Consider the following 22,883-nt stretch of genomic DNA (forward strand, 5'->3'; position numbering starts at 1 on the left):
GCACATGCCGGGCCAGGTGACCCGCAACGACGACGTCGACTGGGACCGGTGGCCGGTCCAGGACTACCTCGCGGAGAACTACCGCGACCTGCACCCGTCCGACGCGGCCGTCATCGCGCACCACAGCGCGGTCTACCGCCGCATCCGGAAGGGCGGTGCCGCCCGTTCGGTCGAGTTCGGGGCGGGGCCGAACCTCTACCCCCTCCTGCTCGCCTCCGCCGCGAGCCGCCGGATCGACGCGGTCGAGGCGAGCGCCGCCGGAGTCCGCTACCTGCTCGGGCAGATCGCCCGCGGGCCCGACGCCAGCTGGGAGCCGTTCCACGCCCTGTGCCGGGAGCTGAACCCCGATGTGCCCCCGACGCCGCAGGAGTCGCTCTCCGCCGTCCGCGTCGTCCACGCGGACGTACGAAGCCTGGAACCCGGCACCTACGACATCGCGTCCATGAACTTCGTCGCCGAGGGGGTCACCGAGGACTTCACCGAGTTCGCCGACTTCTGCGGGCGTTTCGCTCGGTCCGCGCGGCCCGGCGGGCTGCTCGTCGCGGCCTTCATGGAGAACATGCCGACCTACCGCATCGGCCCGGCGTCGCGATGGCCCGGCTGCCCGGTCGACAGCTCGGTGGTCACCGAGGTCTTCGCACCGCTGACGGACGACCTGCGGGTCACCCGGACGGGCCCCGATCCCAGCCTGCCGGACTACGGCGACTCCGGCATGGTGCTGCTGTCCGCCGTCCGGCGCGCGCCTGCGGGCCCGCCCCGGTGACCCGCGGGGACGACGGACCGCGCGTACGGGGTCGCCTCCGCGCACCGTGAGCCCCCCGTCCCCGGGGCTGAGCCGGAAGGAGTCCCGCCCCTTGACCCCGGGCTCCGGCCCGCCCAGGATCACGCCATGACCGGTGTACGCAGCAGCACAGTCGACGCCGTCCTCACCCGCAGCGCCCGGCGCACCCCCGGCCGGACCGCCGTACGGTACGCCGACCGGGTGTGGACCTACCGTTCCCTGGACGTGGCCGTGTCCACGGCCGCCGCCGTCCTCACCGAGGAGCACGGACTCGTCCCCGGCGACCGGGTGGCGGCCTACGCGCACAACTCGGACGCGTACCTGATCGGCTTCCTCGCCTGTGCCCGGGCCGGCCTCGTCCACGTGCCCGTCAACCAGAACCTGACCGGTGACGACCTGGTCTACCTCCTCGACCAGTCCGGCTCCTCCCTCGTGCTCACCGACCCGGACCTCGCCGGGCGGCTCCCCGCCGGCCGCAGCGTACGCGTCCTGCGGGATGCTCCCGGCTCACTGCTCGACGCCCTGGAGGCGGAACGGCCCTTCACCGCCGGGCGTCCGCCCGCTGCCGACGACCTCGCGCAGTTGCTGTACACCTCCGGCACCACCGCCCTGCCCAAGGGCGCGATGATGACGCACGGAGCCCTCGTCCACGCGTACGTCAGCGCGATCACCGCGCTCGGCCTCGCCGCGGACGACCGGCCCGTGCACTCCCTGCCGCTCTACCACTCGGCGCAGATGCATGTGTTCCTGCTGCCCTATCTGGCGGTGGGAGCGGAGAACACCATCCTGGACGCGCCGGACCCCGTCCGCGTCTTCGACCTCGTCGAAGCGGGCCTGGCCGACAGCCTGTTCGCGCCGCCGACCGTCTGGATCAAGCTCGCCGACCACCCCCAGTTCGCCACCCGCGACCTCGGCGGACTGCGGAAGGCGTTCTACGGGGCCTCGATCATGCCCGTGCCCGTCCTGGAGCGACTGCGCGAACGGCTGCCCCGCCTGGCGTTCTTCAACTGCTTCGGGCAGAGCGAGATCGGCCCGCTGGCCACCGTCCTGGGCCCCGACGAGCACGAGGGCCGCATGGACTCCTGCGGCCGACCGGTCCTCTTCGTGGAGGCCCGGGTCGTCGACGAGCGGGGCGCGGACGTCCCCGACGGCACCCCCGGCGAGGTCGTCTACCGGTCGCCCCAACTGTGCTCCGGCTACTGGGAGAAGCCCGAGGAGACCGCCGAGGCCTTCCGCGACGGCTGGTTCCGCTCCGGAGACCTCGCCGTCCGCGATGCCGAGGGGTTCTACACGGTCGTCGACCGGGTCAAGGACGTCATCAACTCCGGCGGAGTCCTCGTCGCCTCCCGGCAGGTCGAGGACGCTCTCTACACCCACCCCGCCGTCGCCGAAGCAGCGGTCGTCGGCCTCCCCGACGACCGCTGGATCGAGGCCGTCATCGCTGTCGTCGTCCGGCGCGCCGAGGCCAGCGTCGACGAGGCCGAACTCATCGCCCATGCCCGCGAGAAGCTCACCGCCTTCAAAGCGCCCAAGCGTGTGGTGTTCGTCGACGGACTGCCCCGCAACGCCAGCGGGAAGATCCTCAAGCGGCGGCTGCGGGACGAGCTCGGCTGAAATCCGCCCCCGCGGCCGCCCCGCCGCCCCGGGTGCCTTCCCGGCGGCCGCCCGCACCGGGCGTGCGGACGCCGTGCCGGAGCGAACCCCGCCGCACGGCGACGCCGTTCACGCCGTGCCCGGCTCCCGCAGGTCCACGATCCGCCGGATCTTGCCCACCGAGCGCTCCAGCGTCCGCGGGTCCACGACCTCGACGTTCACCGACACCCCGACGCCGTCCTTGACCGCCGCCGCGACGGCCCGCGCCGCCTTCTCCCGCTCGTCGACCGTCGCGTCCGCCCGTGCCTCCACGAGAATCGTCAGCGCGTCCAGCCGCCCGTCCCGGGTCAGCCGCAGCTGGAAGTGCGGGGCGACGGCGGGCGTGCGGAGCACGATCTCCTCGATCTGCGTGGGGAAGAGGTTCACCCCGCGCAGGATCACCATGTCGTCGCTGCGGCCGGTGACCTTCTCCATCCGCCGGAACGTCCGCGCCGTTCCCGGCAGCAGCCGAGTCAGGTCCCGGGTCCGGTAGCGGATCACCGGCATCGCCTCCTTGGTCAGCGAGGTGAAGACCAGCTCTCCCTCCTCGCCGTCGGGAAGCACCTCACCCGTGAACGGGTCGACGATCTCCGGGTAGAAGTGGTCCTCCCAGATGTGCAGCCCGTCCTTCGTCTCCACGCACTCCTGCGCCACCCCCGGGCCCATCACCTCCGAGAGCCCGTAGATGTCCACCGCGTCGATCGCGAACCGGTCCTCGATCTCCGCGCGCATCCCCTCGGTCCACGGCTCCGCGCCGAAGATCCCCACCTTCAGGGAGGTCGACCGCGGATCGACGCCCTGCCGCTCGAACTCGTCCAGCAGCGTCAGCATGTACGACGGCGTGATCATGATGATCTCGGGCCGGAAGTCCTGGATCAGCTGCACCTGCCGCGCGGTCATGCCCCCGGAGGCCGGGACGACCGTGCAGCCGAGCCGCTCCGCCCCGTAGTGCGCGCCGAGGCCGCCGGTGAACAGCCCGTACCCGTACGCCACATGCACCTTGTGGCCGGGCCGTCCGCCCGCCGCGCGGATCGACCGGGCCACCACGTCCGCCCAGGTGTCCAGATCCCGTTCGGTGTACCCGACGACGGTCGGGCGCCCCGTCGTGCCGCTGGAGGCGTGGATCCGGCGCACCTCGTGCTCCGGCACGGCGAACATCCCGAAGGGGTAGTTGTCCCGCAGATCCGTCTTCGCGGTGAACGGGAAGCGGGCCAGGTCCGCGAGCGTCCGGCAGTCCTCGGGCTTCAGCCCGGCCCGGTCGAAAGCGTCCCGGTAGAAGGGGACGTTGTCGTACGCGTGCCGCAGTGTGGTCCGCAGCCGCTCCCGTTGCAGAGCCTCCAGCCCGCTCCGGTCCAGCCGTTCCGCCGCGTCCAGCATGGCCGTCATCAGGACCCCTTCCTCTCCCGAACCGGGCGACCGATCATTCGGTCGATCATCCTGGGAGCAGTAATTCAGGCGGCCGGGGGTGCTGGCAAGAGGCGGGCGCCCCGCGGAGCGGATCAGCCCGCGGCGAAGTCCCCTGGGCCCGTTCGCGGCTTCCTGTTTGGATGGGACGTATGCCGATCTTCACCGCGTACGACAAGACCCCGCTCGCCTGTCACCTGGTGGGGGAGGGGGAACCGCTGATCTGTCTGCCCGGGGGGCCGATGCGGGCGAGCGCGTATCTCGGCGATCTCGGAGGGCTCGCCGCCCGACGCCGGCTCGTCCTGCTGGACCTGCGGGGAACGGGCGCGTCCGGCGTGCCCGAGGACCCCTCGGCCTACCGCTGCGACCGCCTCGTCGACGATGTGGAAGCCCTGCGCGAACACCTGGGCCTGGAGCGGATCGACCTCCTCGCGCACTCCGCCGGAGCCGATCTGGCACTCCTGTACGCGGCCCGCCACCCGCAGCGGCTGCGCACCCTGACCCTCGTCACCCCCAGCACCCGGGCCGTGGGCATCGAGGTGACGGACCAGGACCTGCGCGAGGCCGCCGAGCTGCGGAGCGACGAACCGTGGTACCCCGAGGCGCGGGCGGCCCAGGACGCGCTGCTGGCCGGGGGACCCTTCGCCGAGCTGTGGCCCGCCGTCCGGCCCCTCACCTACGGCCGCTGGGACGAGGCGGCCCGCGCCCACGCCGAGGCCTCCGCCGGGCAGACCAACGCACGGGCCCGCGCACACTACGCCGGGGAAGGCGCCTTCGACCCCGCCGCCACCGCCGCGGCCCTGCGCGAGGTGACCGTGCCGGTGCTCGTTCTCGCCGGGGAGTACGACGGCCACCCCAGCCCGGACCGGGCCACGGAACTCGCCGCGCTCTTCCCGGCCGCCGAGTTCGCCGTCCAGCGCGGCGCGGGCCACTTCCCGTGGCTGGACGACCCGGGCGCCTTCGCCCGTACGGTGGAGGCCTTCCTCGCCCCGGAGGTGTCGAGCGTCCAGGCTGGCGGGGTCCGGCTCGCCTACCGGGTCTGGGGCGCGCCCGAGGCCCCGCCCGTCGTCCTGCTGCACGGCCGGGCCGGCTCCGGCGAGACCTGGACCCGGATCGCGGAGGACCTGGCCGCCGACCACCGCGTCTACGCTCCCGACTTCCGCGGCCACGGGCTGAGCGACTGGCCCGGCCGCTACTCCTTCGAGATGTTCCGCGACGACCTGCACGCCTTCCTGGAGGCCCGCAACCTGGCCGGGGCGACCGTCGTCGGACACTCCATGGGCGGGGTCGCCGCCTACCTCCTGGCCCAGCGGGAGCCGGGCCTCATCGGCCGGCTGATCATCGAGGACGCGCCGCCGCTCCTCCCGCTCGACCCGCCGCGGCCGCTCTCCGTCCGGCCCGAGGGCGACCTCGGCTTCGACTGGCCCGTCGTGCCCGACACCGACGCCCAGCTGAACGACCCCGACCCGGCCGTCCGTGAACGCTTCCCCGAGATCACCGTGCCCACCCTCGTCATCGGCGGCGGGCCCCGCAGCCACATCGACCAGGAGCAGCTCGCGCAGATGGTCCGCGCGTTGCCGGACGCCGAGCTGGTCACCGTCGACGCCGGGCATCTCGTCCACACGGACCGGCCCGGGGAATTCCTGGCGGCCATCCGGGCGTTCGGGCTCCATGACCGGAACGGGCGCGGCGCTGCCTGCTGAGCGCAGGAGGACCGCGGACCGGCCCGATGCCCCGGAGTGACCGGTCCGCCCCCTGGCACACGGATCCGGGCGACGGCGCGGCGTCCCGGGACATCAGCAGCCCCATGGCGCCCGGTTCCGGCCCTGCCGCCGGCTCCCGCACACCGGGGAGGCAGCGCTGCGGCCCACCCGGGCGCCCGCAGCGCTGCCGATCTGCGCCCGGGGCTCGCCGGACTCCGGTCCACCCGGTGCCGGGCCCCGGCCGTTCAGCTCCGGTCGGCCTCCGCCGCCACCGCCTTCGCCCACCGGTAGTCCGCCTTGCCGCTCGGCGAGCGCTGGATCCGCTCGGCGAGCACCAGCGCGCGGGGGACCTTGTAGCCGGCCAGCCGGGTCCGGCAGTGCGCCTGCACCGCGTCCAGGGTCAACGCGCCCGCACCCTCGCGCAGTTGCACCACGGCGGCGACCCGGCTGCCCCAGCGCTCGTCGGGGACGCCCGCGACGAGCGCGTCGTACACATCCGCATGGGACTTGAGCGCCTGCTCGACCTCCTCCGGATACACCTTCTCCCCACCGGTGTTGATGCACTGCGAGCCCCTCCCGAGCACGGTGACGATGCCGTCCGCGTCCACGGTCGCCATGTCGCCCAGCAGCACCCAGCGCTCATCGCCCCGGCGGAAGAAGGTGTCGGCGGTCTTGGCCGGGTCGTTGTAGTAGCCCAGCGGGACATGCCCGCGCTGGGCGATGCGGCCCGGCTCGCCGGGGGCCACCGGCTCGTACGTCACCGGATCCACCACCGCCGTACGGGCGTTGACCTGGACCCGGAACCCCTTTTCGGGGCCCGAGTCGGCGGTGGCCGTACCGTTGAAGCCGGACTCGGAGGAGCCGAAGTTGTTCAGCAGCAGCGCCGTCGGCACGAGTGCCTGGAATTCCGCCCGCACCGAGTCCGACATGACCGCCCCCGAGCTGGAGACGGAGAACAGCGACGAGCAGTCCGTCCCGCGCAGGGGCCCCTTCAGGCAGTCGATCAACGGGCGCAGCATCGCGTCGCCGACCAGCGACACACTGGTGACCTTCTCCTTCTCGATCGTCCGCAGCACCTGTTCGGGAACGAACTTGCGGTGCACGACCACGCGTTGGCCGAAGTTGAAGCCGATGAACGCGGTCAGGGTGGAGGTCCCGTGCATCAGCGGCGGGGTGGGGAAGAAGGTGATGCCCTCACCGCCCGCCGCGACCCGCTCCGCCAGCTCCTGCGGGGTCTTCACCGGCTCGCCGGTCGGCGCTCCGCCGCCCAGACCCGAGAAGAAGAGGTCCTCCTGACGCCACATCACCCCCTTGGGCAGGCCGGTCGTGCCGCCGGTGTAGATGATGAACTGGTCGTCGGCGGAGCGCCGCGCGAAGCCGCGGTCCGCCGAACCGGAAGCCTCCGCCTCGGCGAAGGACACGGCCGCGGGCCTCGGGGCGGTGGTCGTGGCGGCGGGCCCCACCCGGACCAGGTGCCGCAGCCCCGGGGCCTGCGGGGCGGCCGCCGCCACCCGCCGGTCGAACTCGCCGTCGAACACCAGCGCCGCCAGGTCGGCGTCCCGGTAGAGGTAGACCAACTCCTCCTCGACGTAACGGTAATTGACGTTCACCGGGACGATCCGCGCCTTGAGCGCCCCCAGTAGCGTCTGGAGGTACTCCACCCCGTTGTAGAGGTGCAGCCCCAGGTGCTCGCCCGGCCTCATTCCGGCGTCGGTCAGATGGTGGGCGATGCGGTTCGCCGCGGCGTCCAGCTCCGCGTAGGTGAGCCGGCGCTCCGCGCCCGTGCCGGGATGGTCGACGTACAGGAGCGCCTCACGGTCGGGCACCGCGTCGGCGACCGACTCGAACAGGTCGGCAAGGTTGTACTCCACCGTTCCTCCTGACCCCGGGTGACTGGCCACTCGGCCGTCATTAGAGCGCCGGGCGGCACCGGTGGGAAGAGGTGGCGCCGCAACAATCTGACGAGCTGTCAGAAAACTATTGAACTGCGCCCCCTCCTCCTGCAACCTGTTCCAGATCCGGAGAACAGGAGTCCGTCATGGGCGGTACGGAACACCTCGCCGTGCGGCGCGAAGGCGCCACGCTGGTGCTCACCCTGAACAGACCAGAGGCCAGGAACGCGCTCTCGTTGCCGATGCTCGTCGGCCTGTACGACGGCTGGCTCGCCGCAGACGCGGACGACGCGGTCCGCTCGGTCGTCCTCACCGGCGCGGGCGGCGCGTTCTGCTCGGGCATGGACCTCAAGGCGCTCGCGGGCGACGGGATGGCGGGGGAGGAGTACCGCGAGCGGATGACGGCCGACCCCGACCTGCACTGGAAGGCGATGCTGCGCCACCACCGCCCCCGCAAACCGGTCATCGCCGCCGTGGAGGGCCCCTGTGTCGCGGGCGGCACCGAGATCCTCCAGGGCACCGACATCCGCATCGCCGGAGCCGGCGCCACCTTCGGGCTCTTCGAGGTCCGCCGGGGCCTCTTCCCGATCGGCGGCTCCACTGTCCGGCTGCCCCGCCAGATCCCCCGCACCCACGCCCTCGAAATGCTCCTCACCGGCCGCCCCTACACCGCCGACGAGGCCGCCGCCATCGGGCTCGTCGGCCGGGTCGTGCCCGACGGCACCGCGCTGGAGGAGGCCCTCGCCGTCGCCGAGCGGGTCAACGCCTGCGGTCCGCTCGCCGTCGAGGCGGTGAAGGCATCGGTCTACGAGGGGGCCGAGCTGACCGAGAGCGAGGCGCTGGCCGCCGAACTAAAGCATGGCTGGCCCGTGTTCGCCACCGAGGACGCCAAGGAGGGCGCCCGCGCCTTCGCCGAGAAGCGCCCGCCCGTCTACCGGCGCGCCTGACCCCAGGAGAGAGCCATGCCCGACATCCTCAGCGCCCCGCTGGTGGTCGAATTCCCCTTCACCCGGTCCCTCGGCCCCGTCCAGAGCGCCTTCCTCACCGGACTGCGCGAACGCACCGTCCTCGGTGTCCGCGCGGACGACGGAACGGTCCTCGTGCCGCCCGTGGAGTACGACCCGGTCACCGCGAACGAACTGGGCGACCTCGTCGAGGTCGCCCCCACCGGCACCGTCACCACCTGGGCCTGGAACCCCTCCCCGCGCCGCGACCAGCCTCTCGACGCCCCCTTCGCCTGGGTCCTCGTCCGCCTCGACGGGGCCGGCACCGCACTCCTGCACGTACTCGACGCACCCGGACCCGACGCCGTCCGCACCGGGATGCGCGTCCGTATCCGCTGGGCCGCGAACCGCACCGGCGCCATCACCGACATCGCCTGCTTCGAACCGTACGAGGGTGAGCCCGGCCGCTGTGAACCCGCCCCGCACACAGGCGAGTTCGCCGACCCCGTCACCGGCATCGTCGCCCCGGCCCGCCTCGACTACGTCCACACCCCCGGCCGCGCCCAGAGCGCCTACATCAAGGCCCTGGAGGAGCGCCGAATGGTCGGCGAACGCTGCCCGTCCTGCCGCAAGGTCTACGTACCGCCGCGCGGGGCCTGCCCCACCTGCGGGGTCGCCACCGCCGAACAGGTCGAGGTCGGACCGCGCGGCACGGTCACCACCTTCTGCATCGTCAACATCAAAGCGAAGAATCTCGACATCGAAGTCCCGTACGTATACGCCCACATCGCCCTCGACGGCGCCGACCTCGCCCTGCACGGACGCATTGGCGGAATCCCCTACGACCAGGTCCGCATGGGGCTGCGCGTCGAGCCCGTGTGGAGCGACGGGGCCCGGCACGTCGACCACTACCGGCCCACCGGCGAGCCCGACGCGGACTACGACACCTACAAGGAGCTGGTGTAGATGCGGGACGTGGCCATCGTCGCCTTCGCCCAGAGCGCGCACCGGCGGCGCACCGACGAACTCTCCGAGGTCGACCTGCTGATGCCCGTCCTCCACGAGGTCCTGGGCGCGACCGGCCTCAGGGCCAACGAGATCGGATTCACCTGCTCCGGCTCCGCCGACTACCTCGCCGGGCGGGCCTTCTCCTTCACCATGGCACTCGACGGCGTCGGCGCCCACCCGCCCATCTCCGAGTCCCACGTCGAGATGGACGGGGCCTGGGCCCTGTACGAGGCCTGGGTCAAGATCCGGACCGGCCAGGCGGACACCGCGCTCGTCTACTCCTACGGCAAGTCGTCGCCCGGCCCTCTCCGCGACGTCCTCACCCGCCAGCTCGACCCCTACTACCTCGCCCCGCTCTGGCCCGACTCCGTCGCCCTCGCCGCCCTCCAGGCCCAGGCACTCATCGACGCGGGCGACACCGACGAAGGAGCCCTCGCCGAGGTCGCCGCCCGCAACCGCGCCGCCGCCGTCGGCAACCCGTACGCCCAGCTCACCGGAGAGGTCCCGGCCGGCGACCACCTCGTGCACCCGCTGCGCACCGGCGACTGCCCGCCCATCGGCGACGGGGCCGCCGCCGTGGTCCTCGCCGCCGGGGACACCGCCCGCGCCCTGTGCGAACGGCCCGCCTGGATCCGGGGCATCGACCACCGCATCGAGGCCCACAGCCTCGGCGTCCGCGACCTGACCGACAGCCCCTCCGCCCGGCTCGCCGCCGAACACGCCGGGGCCTTCGAACGGCCCGTCGACACCGCGGAACTCCACGCGCCGTTCACCTCGCAGGAAGTCGTCCTGCGCAAGGCGCTCGGGCTCGGTGACGAGGTCCGCGTCAACCCCTCCGGCGGCGCGCTCGCCGCCAACCCGATCATGGCCGCCGGGCTGATCCGGCTCGGCGAGGCCGCCGTCCGCATCCACCGGGGCGAGTCCGACCGGGCGCTCGCGCACGCCACCTCCGGGCCCTGCCTGCAACAGAACCTGGTCGCCGTCCTGGAAGGGGAGAGCGCTCATGGCTGAGGAACCCGTCGCCGTCGTCGGCATCGGCCAGACCAAACACGTCGCCGCCCGGCACGACGTCTCCATCGCCGGACTCGTCCGCGAAGCGGCCGTCCGCGCCCTGGAGGACGCCGGGCTGACCTGGGCCGACATCGACGCCGTCGTGATCGGCAAGGCGCCCGACTTCTTCGAGGGGGTCATGATGCCGGAGCTCTACCTCGCCGACGCCCTGGGCGCCGTCGGCAAGCCCATGCTCCGCGTCCACACGGCGGGTTCCGTCGGCGGATCGACGGCCCTGGTCGCCGCGAACCTCGTCGCCGCCCGTGTCCACCGCACCGTCCTCACCCTCGCCTTCGAGAAGCAGTCCGAGTCCAACGCCATGTGGGGCCTCTCCCTGCCCGTCCCCTTCCAGCAGCCCCTGCTGGCCGGCGCGGGCGGCTTCTTCGCCCCGCACGTGCGCGCGTACATGCGGCGCACCGGGGCGCCCGGCACGGTCGGCTCCCTCGTCGCCTACAAGGACCGCCGGAACGCGCTGAAGAACCCGTACGCGCACATCCACGACCACGACCTCACCCTGGAGAAGGTCCAGTCCTCGCCCATGCTCTGGGACCCGGTCCGCTACTCCGAGACCTGCCCCTCCTCCGACGGGGCCTGCGCCATGGTCCTCACCGGCCGGGACGGTGCGGCCCGCTCCCCCTACCCGCCCGCCTGGATCCACGGCGGGGCGATGCGCAGCGAACCGACCCTGTTCGCGGGCAAGGACTTCGTCTCACCGCAGGCCGGGAAGGACTGCGCCGCCGACGTCTACCGGCAGGCGCGCATCACCGACCCGCGCCGTGAGATCGACGTCGTCGAGATGTACGTGCCGTTCTCCTGGTACGAACCGATGTGGCTGGAGAACCTCGGCTTCGCCGAGGAGGGCGAGGGCTGGAAGCTCACCGAGGCGGGCGTCACCGAACTCGACGGGGACCTCCCGGTCAACCCCTCGGGCGGCGTGCTCTCCACCAACCCCATCGGCGCCTCCGGCATGATCCGGTTCGCCGAGGCGGCCCTCCAGGTCCGGGGCAGGGCGGGGGAGCACCAGGTCGACGGGGCCGCCAGGGCACTGGGCCACGCCTACGGGGGCGGGTCACAGTTCTTCGCCATGTGGCTCGTGGGAGCACAGCCCCCGCCCGGCTGAGAAGCACGACGGGCCCGGTCCCGCGCGGCCCGGGCCCGGCTCCGCGACGTGAGCCGGGACACGTACCATGGGCTCCATGTCCTTCCTCCGCCGCCGTAGCGCCGCAACACCCGCGGGCCCGGACTTCGACGTCCTGGCCATGGACCCCGGGGACTGGCCCGGCAACCTCGGCGCCGGTCTGCTCCCCGCCCCCGACGGCAGCTGCCAGGGCGTCTTCCTCCGGTACGACCTGTACGGCGGCCGGGGCCCGGCGATGATCATCGGCAATCTGCCGGAAGGCTCGCCCGCCCGCGAGACCGAGGAGGGCCAGGTCCCCTTCGAGGTGGCCCAGCTGCTCCTCGCCCTGGAGAACGACGAGCCGATCGAGGTCGTCAGCTCCGAGGACGTGCCCGTCATGCAGGGCGACAACCTGCTGATCGTCCGCCGCGTCAAGCTCTCCGAGAGCCGGATCGCCTGCGTCCAGTTCGACCGCAGCGATGGCGTCCTCGTGACCATCGCCAGCTGGGACCGGCCCATCACCGACGATCTCTACACCCTGCTCAAGCCCTTGCCCGCGGAGCTGTTCCAGCAAGGCTGAAACGTATCTGCCTAGGCCGCCCGCATATGCCGGGCGGCCTTTTCACACCCGCACCGCCCCGGGCCCGTACGCCGGGGCCGCCCCACCCCGCCGGGCCCCGTACGCCGGGGCCGCCCCCGGGTCCGCACGCCCGCGTCACCCGGGTCGTCATGCCCGGACCGTCCCGGCGGCCGGTACGCGCCGTGCCCCGCGTCCGGACATGCGCGAGGACGCATGGAGGGGCGGCTTTCGGCCAGGTGCGCCCGGACCTGACGGACCTGACAGACCTCGGTCACGGTCCGTCGCGGGAATCCCGCGACGGACCGCGTTCCGCTTTCCGGGGAGGCGATCCGCGGGGTCAGACCCGGCCGCCCGCCGTCCCCGCCGGCACCCGGGTCACCCGCGCCGCCGACGTACCGAGCCCCCTGGGCCCGCCGAGATGCCAGGGCGCGGCGTGGCCGCCCCGCAGATCCTCCTCGCGGTAGCGGCGGCAGCCCCGGTGCCAGATCAGGATGCCCGCCAGCCAGTGCTCCAGCTCCCGCACATAGCCCGCCAGAATCTCCCGCGCCTCGGAATCCAGTCCGAAATCGTCGTACAGCACCGGGAGTTCGACCTCGGCGACATGGCGGAACTGCCGCAGTCGCGACCTCATCAGGTCGTGCACGATCGCCACGCCCGTCGGATAGTCGACGCCGAAGAAGTTCTGCACGACCAGGACGCCGTTGTGCACCTCGCCCTCGTACTCGATCTCCTTCTGGTAGGAGAACAGATCGTTGAGCAGGCACGCGTAGTCCGCCGCCGCGTTCTCCAGGGAACGCATCGGACCGCTGCGGTAGACCTCCTCCGGGACCTTCCGGCCGTGGCCGAGCCGGCACAGGCTCATCGTGAGGTCGGAACCGAAGGTCGCCCGCCGCATCTCCACGTAGTCCACCGGGTCGGGGATGCGGTTCTGCGCCTGGTTCGCCAGCTCCCACAGCCAGCTCGCGGTCATCGTCTCGATCGCGGTACGGAAGGTGCGCCGCGCGCCCGCGTCCATCGGGGCGGCCGTCCTGCGCCACAGATCGCCCAGACTCCGCTCCAGCGCGTTCACCGGCTCGGGCGTCCCCTCGTCGGCGAGCGGCATGAACAGCGTCAGCCGGTCGTTGGCCAGTCGCGCCCCCGCCAGGTCCCGGGTCCGCCCGTGCACGACCGGGAACCAGTCGTCCCCGTACGTTCCCCAGGCCAGCCAGCCCGAGGAGAGGTCCAGCTCGTCCGCGCTCGCGTCCGGATGAATGCCCGCGGCGCAGAGCGGCAGGTCGATCGCCCGGATCCGCTGCTCGTCCCAGATGTGCGAGCCCGGCACGCCCGGCTGGGCCTCCAGGATGCCCATCCGCCGCGCCCAGTCGACCAGGCGGACGCGGGCTCCCTCCAGATGAGGACTCAGCGTGGTGGTGAAGGGCAGGTCGAAGTCCGGGAGCAGCGAGGGGCCCACGTGCTGGAACGGCACATGGCTGTGGCCGCGGGCCCGCGCGGTCTCCGAGCGGAGCGTGAGTCGGACGGAGGCGGCGGACATGCCGAAGCCGGGCACGGCCTCGGCCGCGCCGCCGCCGTTCATGTAGCGGCTGGAACGCATGTGCCATTCGTGGCCGCCGGACTGCCAGTCCTGGAGCCCCTTGGCATACGCCAGCACGGCGGCGGTCTGCGCCGGGTCGAGGGCCTTCTCGGCGCAGAGCGGGCCGAGTTCGGTCAGCGCGGTGTTCTCGAACTGCTGGAGGCGCGAGGTCAGCAGGTCGTTGACGGCTTCGGCGGCCTCCTGGGTCGAGCACCCCAGGAACTTCTCCAGCACCAGCACGCCGTTGCTGTTCTCTCCCTCGTCCTCCACCTCACGCTGGTACGAGAAGAGGTCGTTGCGCAGGTGGACGGCGTCGGAGAACGCGTCCCGCAGCACCCGCAGCGGCCGGGACCCGGCGACCGGCGCCGGTACCTCCGCGTCCGCCGCGTACTCGACCAGGCCCGCGGACCAGGGCGCGCCGCCCACCTTGCGGCGCATCTCGATGTACTCGACCGGGTTCGCGATGCGGCCCTCGTGGATGTTGGCGAGCTCCCACAGGGACTCGTTGAGGAGGTTGCGCGTCGACTCCGCGAACCGGGCCCGCCAGTCGTCCGTCATCGCGGGCACGGTCCGGGCCCACAGATCGGCGAGCCCCGCTTCGACGGGGTTCGAAGGCTCCGGCGTCGCGGCACCGCGCTCCATCGGCATGAAGGCGGGCAGCCGGTCCAGATAGCGCTTGCCGCCCTCCCGGTCGGGCGTGCGCTTGAAGAGCTCCAGGAAGTGGTCGTCGAAGAAGAAGACCCACACGTACCAGTCGGTGACGAGGCTGAGCGCCTCCGCCGGGCAGTCGGGGTGGGTGTAAGCGCACAGGAGGGCGTAGTCGTGCGCCTCCAGGTCCCTCTCCTCCCAGATGCCGGACCCCTCCAGCATCCCCATGGAACGGGCCCATTCCCGGGTGTGGGTGCGCGCCGCTTCCACATGAGGGTTGAGCCGGGCCGGATACGGGACATAGAAGTCCGGCAGTGAGAAGGGCTGTGCCATGTGCGTCAGGCCTTTCCGGAAGCCTCCGCGCGGGGATTCGCGCGGACCTGTGGTGTCCGCGCAGCACTACCCTTCGGCCATCCGGGGCACGCACGATGACGATTAGTCACATCATCGACACGGCGGGGGTGCCGGCTCAGTAGGCGGAGTCGACGTTGTCGATCGAGCCGTAGCGGTCCGCGGCGTAGTTGGCGGCGGCGGTGATGTTGGCGACCGGGTCGGTGAGCTTCTTCGGGGTGCCCTTGACGTGGTAGGCGTCGAAGGTGGGCTGGATCACCTGGAGGAGTCCCTTGGAGGGGATGCCGTTCCGCGCGTTGATGTCCCAGTCGTTGACGGCGTTCGGGTTGCCGCTGGACTCGCGCATGATGTTGCGGTGCAGCCCCTCGTAGGAGCCGGGGATGTTCTTCTTCTTCATGATGTCGAGCGCCTCGCGGATCCAGCCGTCGAGGTTGTCCGCGTACTTCTTCGGCGTGGCGGCCTTGCGCTCGGTGGAGCGGTTGGCGGCCTGCTTCTCGGAGCGCTCCTTCGCGGCGGCCTTCTCCGCGACCGCCTTGGCGGCTGCCTTCTTCGCCGCGGCTTCCTCGGCGGCGTTCTCCTTCGCCGCCTTCTCGGCCGCGTCCTTCGCGGTGGGGATGCCCGCGGCGGCGACCGGCTCCACGGAGACGGAGGACCGGGTCGCGGAGGCCTGCGCTTCGCTCGGGCCGCCGGTGGCGGTTATGGCGGTGACCGAACCGGCCGCGACGAGGACGGCGGTGGCGATCTTGTGCGAGCGGGTGACGCGCAGGGTGGAGATGCGGGGCATGCGTGAGCTCTTCCTGTGGGGGACGGGCTTCGCGGCCTTCGCGCCGCGTGGGCCGGTACCGGACCGTCCGGGCCGCGGTCGCCGGTGGGCGATCGGCGCGGGCTCGAACTCGGTGCCTGCCGGGAACCATGGTTAGCGAGCACCGACATAGGAAGCAATGACCGCCTTTACTACGCTTCATCGTGAGATGCCAATTTATGAGCCATATGGGCGGTTCGTTACGCCGGACGGGAGGGCTCACGACTCCTATCGGACGTCGTAGGTGACGTGGGTCTCGTGGCGGGCCTCACCCGCGGGGGACCCCGGAACGTCACAGGGTCAGCGCTCGGTCACCGAACGCAGAACAGCGCGTTGCGGGACCGGTGTGTCGGCACCGGTCCCGCAACGCGCTTCTTCTCTTCACCGTGGTCCGGGCGCACGGTGGTCCGGCCACCGTGGCCTCGTCGGGCGGGCTCCTCCGGCCCTGCCCCCTCGTTCGTCGGCGTCGTCCCGCCTCAGCGGGTACCGACCGCCGCCCGCACAGCCCTCCGCGCCATCGCGCAGTCGTCGTGCAGCCTCCGCAGCAGCAGCCGCTGCTCCTCACCCGAGGAGAGCGCGCCGGGACGGTCCCCTCCCGCACTCACCGCGGGCGCCTCCCGCATGGTGCGCTGCACCGCCGTCTCGTAGTTCCGGATCTCGCGGGTCAGCACGAGCATCAGGTTCACCAGGAACGCGTCCCGGGCGGCCGGGCCCCTGGCCTGGGCCAGCTGGCTGATCTGGCGCCGCGCGGCCGGAGCGTCACCCAGCACCGCCCACAGCGTCGCCAGGTCGTATCCGGGGAGATACCAGCCGGCGTGCTCCCAGTCGACGAGCACCGGTCCGGTCGGCGACAGCAGGATGTTGGAGAGCAGGGCGTCCCCGTGACAGAACTGCCCCATGCTCTGCCGGCCGCCCGCATGGGCCAGACCGTGCAGCAGCTTCTGCAGATCACCCAGGTCACGGTCGGTGAACAGGCCGAGTTCGTGGTAGCGCGCGATCCGCGAGGCGTAGTCGAGCGGGGCCTCGAACAGGCCGGGCGGCGGCCGCCAGGCGTTCACCCGGGCGATCGCACCCAGGGCGGCGCGGATGTCGGCCCGCGGCGGAGCCTCCGCCGGATGCCGGGTGAGGGCGGCGACCCGGCCGGGCATCCGCTCGATCACCAGCGTGCAGTTCTCCGGATCCGCCGCGATCAGCCGGGGCACCCGCACCGGGGGACGGTGCCGGACGAACGCGCGGTACGTCGCTATTTCGTGCCGGAACCGCTCGGTCCACGCCGGCGAGTGGTCCAGTAAACACTTCGCCACGGCGGTCGCCCGCCCGGTCGTCCCGACGATGAGGACCGAACGGCCGCTGCGGCGGAGCACCTGGACCGGGTTGAACTCGGGGCAGATGCGCTGCACGGAGGCGATGGCCATCCGCACCTGCGCGCCCTGCGGCCCGGACAGGTCGATCCTTCCGCTGAGCGGTCCTGCGCCCGGTCCCGCGGCCCGTCGGGCCCGGCCCGGACCCTGCACCGGTGCGCCGGCGTGAGGAGCGAGATAGGGCCCGCCGCCCGCGCCCATCGGGCGGAGCGGACGGGGCGGGGCGGACACGGAGGACGATGCTGTGTACATGGGCGAGACAGATCCCTTCGTGCGCCGACAAGGTACGTGCGCCAACCCGGCCGACGGCCGTTCGGCACCCTGGGGAGTACCTAGGGCTGCCGGGCGGGGTGGCGCACTCCTACCTGACAACGGGTCACGGGTGGCAGACCATCTGGCGGACCCTGGCGAACCCTGGCGAATAGTCACGGCGCATCTGACAGGGGGTTAGTGTCAAGTCAGCCGAGAACCTGGGGGCTTGAAGTGACCGGAGAACCCAACACCCGTCTCAGCGACCTGTTCGGCCTGGCCGGCTGGTCCAAGGGCGAACTCGCGAGAATGGTGAACCGGCAGGCGGCGGCCATGGGCCACCCGCAGCTGGCCACCGACACCTCGCGTGTCAGGCGCTGGATCGACATGGGGGAGTCCCCCCGTGATCCCGTGCCGGAAGTGCTGGCAGCTCTGTTCACCGAGCGACTCGGCCGTGTCGTGACCATCGAGGACCTCGGGTTCGGCCGACGCGGGCGTGTGGGGAAACGGCGTGACTCCGGGACGGAACACCATCCCGATCAACTGCCGTGGGCGCCCGAGCGGACGGCAGCGGTCCTCACCGAATTCACGGGAATGGACCTCATGCTCAACCGACGCGGCTTGGTGGGTGCGGGCGCCGCGCTCGCCGCCGGCTCGACCATCGCCGGCCCCATGTACGACTGGCTGCACAGCGCTCCCGCTGCGGCGGCCGACACGCCACGGGCCCATGATCCCCTGCACGCCGATCCCGCCGGTTTCGACCGGTACGAGGCAGCACCGGTCGGCTCCGAGGAGATCGAGGCACTGGAGCACTCGGTGGAGGTCTTCCGCGCCTGGGACGCGTCCCGGGGCGGCGGACTCCAGCGCAAGGCGGTCGTCGGCCAGCTCAACGAGGTGGGCGGCATGCTCGCCTACCGCCACCCCGACCATCTCCAGCGCCGTCTGTGGGGCGTCGCCGCCAACCTCGCCGTTCTGGCGGGCTGGATGTCCCACGACGTCGGCCTCGAACCCACCGCCCAGAAGTACTTCGTCATCGCCACGCACGCGGCCCGCGAAGGCGGCGACCGGCCGCGCGCCGGCGAGGCGCTCTCCCGGGCCGCACGCCAGATGGTGCACCTGGGCCGCCCCGACGACGCACTCGACCTGATGAAGCTCGCCAAGTCCGGCTCCGGCGACGAGACCCTGCCCCGTACGCAGGCGATGCTGCGCACGATCGAGGCCTGGGCGCAGGCGTCGATGGGCCGCGGCCAGGCCATGCGGCGCACCCTCGGCGAGGCCGAGGAGCTCTTCGTCTCGGACAAGGGCGATGTGCCACCGCCCAGTTGGATGCAGATGTTCGACGAGGCCGACATGCACGGCATGCAGGCGCTCGCCTTCCGTACGCTGGCCGAGCACGACCCGGGAGCGGCGGTCATCGCCCAACGCCACGCCAAGCAGGCGCTGGAGCTGCGGGTCAACGGGCGCCAGCGGTCGAAGATCTTCGACTACATCTCGCTCGCCTCGGCCTGCTTCATCGCCAACGACCCCGAACAGGCCGACCGCTACGCCCGGCTCGCCCTCGTGTCGATGGGGGAGACCTCCTCGCACCGCACCTGGGACCGGCTCCGCGAGATGTACCGGCTCACGGGCCAGTTCGCCGGATACGCGGGCATCCAGGACCTGCGCGAGGAGATCGAGCTGTCGATGCCGAGCCGGGAGAAGGCCAGGGGCAAGCAGATCTGACCGCCCCGCCGCGCCGCCCGGCGCTCCTTCACCCGCCCGATCCGTCCGCGCCCCCGCACGTCCCGTTACGCGCCGTGTGCTCCTGCGGGCACTGACACAGCATCAGTCCCGCACGCGCCGAGGCGCGGTCGGCGTTTCGCTCACGCCCCGATGCGGGCGACCAGCACGCACGCGTCGTCCGGGCGCTCGGCCCCGCCGAACTCCTCGACGACACCCCGGACGCACTCCTGCGCCGTACGGGCCTCCGCGAGCCGGGGAGCGAGAGCCAGCAGTGCTTCCGGGCCCGCACCCCGGTCGCCGCGCCGGGTCAGCCCGTCGGTGTGCAGGACGAGCACGTCGCCGGGGAACAGCCGTACCTCGTCCTGCTCGAACACGGCCCGGGGAGCGGCGCCCAGCAGTATCCCGTCCGGCGGGGGCAGCAACCGCCCCGAACCGCCGCGGAAGAGGACCGGCGCGGGGTGACCCGCCTGTGCCCAGGAAAGAACGGAGGTCTTGGGGTCGAAGCGGCAGCACAGGGCGCTGCCCAGCGCGGGCTGTACCGACGTCTCCAGTACCTGGTTGAGGTGCCCCATCAGCGCGCCCGGGTCGATGCCGGCGACGGCCATGCCCCGCAGGGCGCCGAGCAGCATCGTCATCGCCGAGGTGGCGGGAATGCCGTGCCCGGTGAGGTCGCCGACGGTGAGGAGGGTGCGTCCGTCCGGCAGCTCCATCGCGTCGTACCAGTCGCCGCCGATGAGCCCGCTCGACGCGGAGGGCAGGTAGTGCGCGGCGATGTCCAGGGCGCCGGGGCCCTGCGGCGGGAGGCGCAGCGACCCGCGCCACGGTGGCAGGACGGCTTCCTGGAGTTCCACGGCCATGCGGTGCTCGGTGCGCTCAATGTGCTCCTCGCGCCGTACCGACGCGCGGCTTCTGGTCACGGCCTGTTCGCCGCGGCGCAGCTCGCTGACGTCCCGCAGGACCGCCCACATGGAGGCGGTGCAGCCCTCGGCGTCGAGGACCGGCTCACCCGTCATGTGCAGCGTGCGCGTGCCGCCGTCGGGGCGCACGATGCGGAACTCCCCGTCCATCGGACGGCCGTCGACCAGGCAGCCGGTCACCATGGCGGTGAGGACGGGCTGGTCCTCGGGCAGCAGCACGGACGGCAGGTCGTCCAGGGATAGGGGCGCGGAGTCGAGCGGTCGGCCGAAGATCTCGTACAGCTCCTCGGACCAGCTGGACTCGTCGGTGAGGAGGTTCCATTCGGCGCTGCCCACCCGGCTCGGCGCGGCACCGGCTCCCGGAGCTCTTGTGGCCGTCGCGCCCTCGCGGGCGGAGTCCTCGGCACGGGGGCCCGGCAGGCCCGCCCTGAGCTGGGCCAGGTGCTCGTCGAGGGTGTCCAGGTGATGCACGGCCAGCTCGCACAGGGCGCGCTGCCACCGCAGCTGAGGGTCGTCCTCGTCGAACATGACGGCATCCCGCCGCACGGCGTCCACGTCCCCGCGGAGCCGGCGCGTCCGGTCAATCAGATCATCGACGGCGTCGTGTGCGGGAAGCTGTGGTGCGGGGCGGTCCGCGAAGAGGGGGAACGGCATCTCGTACTCCGTTACGGGCGCGGCCTAGCCGGTTCTGAAGGGTGGACCGCTACCGACTGTCGCACAGGCCGCAGCGGGTCGTAAGGGATTTGACGACACTCGATGCGTAGTTGCTTCTGGCATATGCCAGCGGCTGCCCCGCGGGTGTGAGAATCCGAACAAGCTTGCGCGTGAAGAGAGTTGGCGGCCCGCGTCGGGGTGTGCGGGTGCCGGACGGTGCGGTGCGTGAGGGGTGTGCGGGTGTCGGAAAGGTGGCCCGTGAGGGGGTGTGCGGGTGCCGGAAGGTGACCCCGTGAGGGGGTGTGCGGGGCCCGGGAATGCCGAGCGGTCGGCCCGCGTTACCTCACCAGAACGAAAACGAATCCCATTGCCGATAGCGATGCGGAGCCGTTGCAGAGCCAAGGAGGAGCCCATGGCGCGCAGTGAGTCCAGGCCCGTCGTCACTCTCCGGTCCACCGCCGGAACCGGGAGCAGTTATGTGACACGCAAGAACCGCCGCAACGACCCCGACCGGCTGGAGCTCCGCAAGTTCGACTCCGCCGTCGGCCGGCACGTCCTGTTCCGCGAGGCGCGCTGACCGCTCCCGGAAGGCCCGCCACCCTGTACGCCACCGCCGTGTGCGGTGAGGAAGGAACGCATCGATGAAGCCCCGTATCCACCCCGTGTCCCGTCCCGTGGTCTTCCGTGACCGTGCGGCCGACGCCGCCTTCCTGATCCGCTCGACCGCCGAATCCGACGAGCGTGTGCAGTGGCGGGACGGCAACACCTACCCCGTCATCGACGTGGAGACCTCCTCGGCCGGCCACCCGTTCTACACCGGGGGCACTCAGGTGCTCGACACGGCGGGCCGCGTCGAGCGGTTCCGCCGCCGCTACGGCTCCACAGAGGCGTCCGGGAGCTGATCGAACCGGCGCAGACCGGGAGGGGAGCCAAAAACCCGTGCCGTGGATCACATCCGCAGGGGCGGATTCCCGGGAACACCCCGCGATGGTTTATCGTTCATCTATACGTGGGTGTGAGGGGGACCGTGTCCCCGGGCCTCACCTGTAGCCCATGAGGACGATCGGCACCGCCGAAGCCCCGTGGAGCCCTCCGCCGAGAGGCGACCGCCCTTCACGCCCGCACTCAAGCCGCCCCGGCTGGATTCCCCCGATCCGGCCGGGGCTTCCCCTTGCCCCGCCGGAACCGGCCGCCCCGCCCCGGAAGCGTCTCCAGGACCAGCGCACCGGTGGCCAGCACCACCGCACCCAGTGCTGCCCCCGGGCTCCACCACCGCTCGGTCAGCGCCGCGGCCGCCGCCCCCACGACCACCGCGGCCAGCCGTCCCAGCACCCAGCCGTCCCCACCCCGCAGCGCGCGCAACGCCACGCGACCGGCGAGCGAGGTCAGCGTCCCGGTGAAGTAGTTCGTCGGGGTCAGCCGTACCCGCCCCTGGACGCCCATCGCCACCGCCACCAGCGCCACGAGCCCGAGCTTGTCGCCGTACGACGTGACCAGGTCCAGCCCCCACAGCGCGGCGGCCGCCCCCAGCAGGGCCACCTCGACCGTCAGCAGCGCCGGGACCCGCAGACCCCGTTGCCCGGCTGCCAGGGCGCCGCCCGCGACCCCGCAGAAGTACGCCACCAGAGCGACGACGACCTTCAACGCCACACCCTGCGCGCCCGCACCGGCGGCCGAAGCCCCGAGCAGCACCAGGTTGCCGGTCATCACGCCGGCGAAGACCTGCCCCACGCACAGGAAGACGAAGGCGTCCGCCGCCCCGGAAGCCGCGGACAGCAGAAGCAGCGACGCCTCGCCGCGCGGCGGTGCGTCACCGGGTGGGGACGCACCGGAGGAGGGGGCGGGAGGAGGGGGCGGCGGGAGCGCCGGGGGAGCGGAGGGCACCCGAGTATTCTCGGCACGCGCCGGCCCGACGGGCGCGTCGCCCACGGCGCGGCGCGCCGCGCGGCTCACACGGTCTCGTGGAGATCCTTCGCGTAGTGCTCGATCGCCCGCCGGTACTGCTGGACGTACGGGTCCTGACTGGTCGAGGCCGCCAGCTCCAGCAGCAGCCGCATCGCCTCGTCGTGCTCGCCGGTGTTGAACAGCGCCATCGCCAGGAACGTCCGCAGCGCACCGTCGTCCGGGAACTCCTCGACGCCCCGGCGCAGCGTCTCGACCGCCTGCCCGTACCGGCCCAGGACCCGGTACGTACTGCCCAGCCCCAGCAGCGCCCCGCGCCGGTCCTCCGTGGCGAGCTCCGGACGGGCCAGAGCACGCTCGTAGTACGGCACCGCCTCCGACTCCAGGCCCAGCACGTCGTGGATCCAGGCGGTCCGGTAGGCCACCTCGGCGTCGTCCGGACAGGCGGCGGTCAGGGCGAGCAGCCGCTCCCGCGCCTCCTCGGGCCGTCCCTCCCGACGCAACCGGTCGGCCGCGTCCAGGAGGTCCTTCTTCTTGTCTGTGCTCATGCGCACATCGTCGCAGGCCCTCGCGGACACGCGGACGAGATTTCGCTC

Annotated in this window: 19 protein-coding genes; 11 read left to right on the top strand and 8 right to left on the bottom strand. The window is 72.3% G+C overall.

The window, feature by feature from the left end; all coding sequences use genetic code 11:
* The first annotated feature begins 4 nt into the window (after positions 1-4).
* Together KME66_RS33100 and KME66_RS33105 are read left to right on the top strand one after the other, a co-directional pair.
* A complete protein-coding gene (locus KME66_RS33100) occupies positions 5-763 on the top strand; it encodes a class I SAM-dependent methyltransferase (RefSeq protein WP_073223953.1) in 759 nt (252 codons plus the stop codon).
* 126 nt (positions 764-889) lie between these two features.
* Positions 890-2,395 (top strand): acyl-CoA synthetase, encoded by a 1,506-nt coding sequence (locus tag KME66_RS33105; RefSeq protein WP_216328843.1) that lies wholly within the window; start codon positions 890-892, stop codon positions 2,393-2,395.
* Between the two features lie 108 nt (positions 2,396-2,503).
* Here KME66_RS33105 and paaK read toward each other — a convergent pair whose 3' ends face one another.
* Positions 2,504-3,799 carry a phenylacetate--CoA ligase PaaK gene (paaK, locus tag KME66_RS33110; RefSeq protein ID WP_216328844.1) on the bottom strand — a complete coding sequence of 432 codons (1,296 nt, stop codon included), beginning with the start codon at positions 3,797-3,799 and terminating at the stop codon, positions 2,504-2,506.
* A gap of 170 nt (positions 3,800-3,969) precedes the next feature.
* On the opposite strand from paaK, the gene KME66_RS33115 reads away from it, so the two are divergent.
* A complete protein-coding gene (locus KME66_RS33115; RefSeq protein WP_216328846.1) occupies positions 3,970-5,520 on the top strand; it encodes an alpha/beta hydrolase in 1,551 nt (516 codons plus the stop codon).
* 245 nt (positions 5,521-5,765) lie between these two features.
* Here the strand turns inward: KME66_RS33115 and KME66_RS33120 are convergent, their stop codons facing one another.
* Positions 5,766-7,391 (bottom strand): acyl-CoA synthetase, encoded by a 1,626-nt coding sequence (locus tag KME66_RS33120; RefSeq protein WP_216328848.1) that lies wholly within the window; start codon positions 7,389-7,391, stop codon positions 5,766-5,768.
* A gap of 167 nt (positions 7,392-7,558) precedes the next feature.
* Here KME66_RS33120 and KME66_RS33125 point away from each other — a divergent pair, with 167 nt between their 5' ends.
* The 5 genes from KME66_RS33125 to KME66_RS33145 all read left to right on the top strand — a co-directional run bounded on the left by KME66_RS33125 (position 7,559) and on the right by KME66_RS33145 (position 12,111).
* Positions 7,559-8,359, top strand: coding sequence for a crotonase/enoyl-CoA hydratase family protein (locus tag KME66_RS33125; RefSeq protein WP_216328851.1), 801 nt, complete (start codon positions 7,559-7,561; stop codon positions 8,357-8,359).
* 15 nt (positions 8,360-8,374) lie between these two features.
* A complete protein-coding gene (locus KME66_RS33130) occupies positions 8,375-9,322 on the top strand; it encodes a Zn-ribbon domain-containing OB-fold protein (RefSeq protein ID WP_216328853.1) in 948 nt (315 codons plus the stop codon).
* Complete coding sequence (locus tag KME66_RS33135; protein WP_073223946.1) at positions 9,323-10,375, top strand: thiolase domain-containing protein; 1,053 nt, start codon at positions 9,323-9,325, stop codon at positions 10,373-10,375. It abuts the gene before it with no gap.
* Complete coding sequence (locus tag KME66_RS33140) at positions 10,368-11,534, top strand: thiolase domain-containing protein (RefSeq protein WP_216328855.1); 1,167 nt, start codon at positions 10,368-10,370, stop codon at positions 11,532-11,534. The genes KME66_RS33135 and KME66_RS33140 overlap by 8 nt, the downstream gene beginning before the upstream one ends.
* Positions 11,535-11,610: 76 nt before the next feature.
* Entirely contained in the window at positions 11,611-12,111 is a 501-nt protein-coding gene (locus tag KME66_RS33145; protein WP_003971159.1) for a hypothetical protein, read from the top strand.
* A 337-nt stretch (positions 12,112-12,448) separates the two neighbouring features.
* Here KME66_RS33145 and KME66_RS33150 read toward each other — a convergent pair whose 3' ends face one another.
* The 3 genes from KME66_RS33150 to KME66_RS33160 form a co-directional block, all read right to left on the bottom strand.
* The gene (locus KME66_RS33150) at positions 12,449-14,662 is read right to left on the bottom strand and encodes a terpene synthase family protein (RefSeq protein ID WP_216328858.1); all 2,214 of its coding nucleotides are present in this window, start codon (positions 14,660-14,662) and stop codon (positions 12,449-12,451) included.
* 136 nt (positions 14,663-14,798) lie between these two features.
* Complete coding sequence (locus KME66_RS33155; RefSeq protein ID WP_216328860.1) at positions 14,799-15,464, bottom strand: transglycosylase SLT domain-containing protein; 666 nt, start codon at positions 15,462-15,464, stop codon at positions 14,799-14,801.
* A 494-nt stretch (positions 15,465-15,958) separates the two neighbouring features.
* A complete protein-coding gene (locus KME66_RS33160) occupies positions 15,959-17,095 on the bottom strand; it encodes an aminoglycoside phosphotransferase family protein (protein ID WP_073223942.1) in 1,137 nt (378 codons plus the stop codon).
* Between the two features lie 231 nt (positions 17,096-17,326).
* Between KME66_RS33160 and KME66_RS33165 the strand changes: the two genes are divergently transcribed.
* A complete protein-coding gene (locus KME66_RS33165) occupies positions 17,327-18,814 on the top strand; it encodes a hypothetical protein (protein WP_216328861.1) in 1,488 nt (495 codons plus the stop codon).
* 140 nt (positions 18,815-18,954) lie between these two features.
* On the opposite strand, the gene KME66_RS33170 is transcribed toward KME66_RS33165, so the two are convergent.
* Entirely contained in the window at positions 18,955-20,385 is a 1,431-nt protein-coding gene (locus KME66_RS33170; RefSeq protein WP_216328862.1) for a PP2C family protein-serine/threonine phosphatase, read from the bottom strand.
* A 412-nt stretch (positions 20,386-20,797) separates the two neighbouring features.
* On the opposite strand from KME66_RS33170, the gene rpmG reads away from it, so the two are divergent.
* Together rpmG and KME66_RS33180 are read left to right on the top strand one after the other, a co-directional pair.
* Complete coding sequence (rpmG, locus tag KME66_RS33175; protein WP_216328863.1) at positions 20,798-20,962, top strand: 50S ribosomal protein L33; 165 nt, start codon at positions 20,798-20,800, stop codon at positions 20,960-20,962.
* A gap of 64 nt (positions 20,963-21,026) precedes the next feature.
* On the top strand, positions 21,027-21,287 hold the full coding sequence (locus KME66_RS33180; RefSeq protein ID WP_216328864.1) for a type B 50S ribosomal protein L31: 261 nt from the start codon (positions 21,027-21,029) through the stop codon (positions 21,285-21,287).
* 223 nt (positions 21,288-21,510) lie between these two features.
* On the opposite strand, the gene KME66_RS33185 is transcribed toward KME66_RS33180, so the two are convergent.
* Both KME66_RS33185 and KME66_RS33190 read right to left on the bottom strand, forming a co-directional pair.
* A complete protein-coding gene (locus KME66_RS33185) occupies positions 21,511-22,170 on the bottom strand; it encodes a DUF1275 family protein (RefSeq protein ID WP_073224166.1) in 660 nt (219 codons plus the stop codon).
* 164 nt (positions 22,171-22,334) lie between these two features.
* On the bottom strand, positions 22,335-22,835 hold the full coding sequence (locus KME66_RS33190) for a tetratricopeptide repeat protein (protein WP_216328866.1): 501 nt from the start codon (positions 22,833-22,835) through the stop codon (positions 22,335-22,337).
* Positions 22,836-22,883 lie beyond the last annotated feature (48 nt).

The sequence above is a fragment of the Streptomyces sp. YPW6 genome (genome assembly GCF_018866325.1).
Classification (GTDB): domain Bacteria; phylum Actinomycetota; class Actinomycetes; order Streptomycetales; family Streptomycetaceae; genus Streptomyces.

Excerpts from the sequence above, each read along its gene's own strand:
- KME66_RS33100 (WP_073223953.1), top strand. The coding sequence starts at position 5 with ATGCCGGGCCAGGTGACCCGCAACGACGACGTCGACTGGGACCGGTGG.
- KME66_RS33105 (WP_216328843.1), top strand. The coding sequence starts at position 890 with ATGACCGGTGTACGCAGCAGCACAGTCGACGCCGTCCTCACCCGCAGC.
- paaK (WP_216328844.1), bottom strand. The coding sequence starts at position 3,799 with ATGACGGCCATGCTGGACGCGGCGGAACGGCTGGACCGGAGCGGGCTG.
- KME66_RS33115 (WP_216328846.1), top strand. The coding sequence starts at position 3,970 with ATGCCGATCTTCACCGCGTACGACAAGACCCCGCTCGCCTGTCACCTG.
- KME66_RS33125 (WP_216328851.1), top strand. The coding sequence starts at position 7,559 with ATGGGCGGTACGGAACACCTCGCCGTGCGGCGCGAAGGCGCCACGCTG.
- KME66_RS33130 (WP_216328853.1), top strand. The coding sequence starts at position 8,375 with ATGCCCGACATCCTCAGCGCCCCGCTGGTGGTCGAATTCCCCTTCACC.
- KME66_RS33135 (WP_073223946.1), top strand. The coding sequence starts at position 9,323 with ATGCGGGACGTGGCCATCGTCGCCTTCGCCCAGAGCGCGCACCGGCGG.
- KME66_RS33140 (WP_216328855.1), top strand. The coding sequence starts at position 10,368 with ATGGCTGAGGAACCCGTCGCCGTCGTCGGCATCGGCCAGACCAAACAC.
- KME66_RS33145 (WP_003971159.1), top strand. The coding sequence starts at position 11,611 with ATGTCCTTCCTCCGCCGCCGTAGCGCCGCAACACCCGCGGGCCCGGAC.
- KME66_RS33150 (WP_216328858.1), bottom strand. The coding sequence starts at position 14,662 with ATGGCACAGCCCTTCTCACTGCCGGACTTCTATGTCCCGTATCCGGCC.
- KME66_RS33155 (WP_216328860.1), bottom strand. The coding sequence starts at position 15,464 with ATGCCCCGCATCTCCACCCTGCGCGTCACCCGCTCGCACAAGATCGCC.
- KME66_RS33160 (WP_073223942.1), bottom strand. The coding sequence starts at position 17,095 with ATGTACACAGCATCGTCCTCCGTGTCCGCCCCGCCCCGTCCGCTCCGC.
- KME66_RS33170 (WP_216328862.1), bottom strand. The coding sequence starts at position 20,385 with ATGCCGTTCCCCCTCTTCGCGGACCGCCCCGCACCACAGCTTCCCGCA.
- rpmG (WP_216328863.1), top strand. The coding sequence starts at position 20,798 with ATGGCGCGCAGTGAGTCCAGGCCCGTCGTCACTCTCCGGTCCACCGCC.
- KME66_RS33180 (WP_216328864.1), top strand. The coding sequence starts at position 21,027 with ATGAAGCCCCGTATCCACCCCGTGTCCCGTCCCGTGGTCTTCCGTGAC.
- KME66_RS33190 (WP_216328866.1), bottom strand. The coding sequence starts at position 22,835 with ATGAGCACAGACAAGAAGAAGGACCTCCTGGACGCGGCCGACCGGTTG.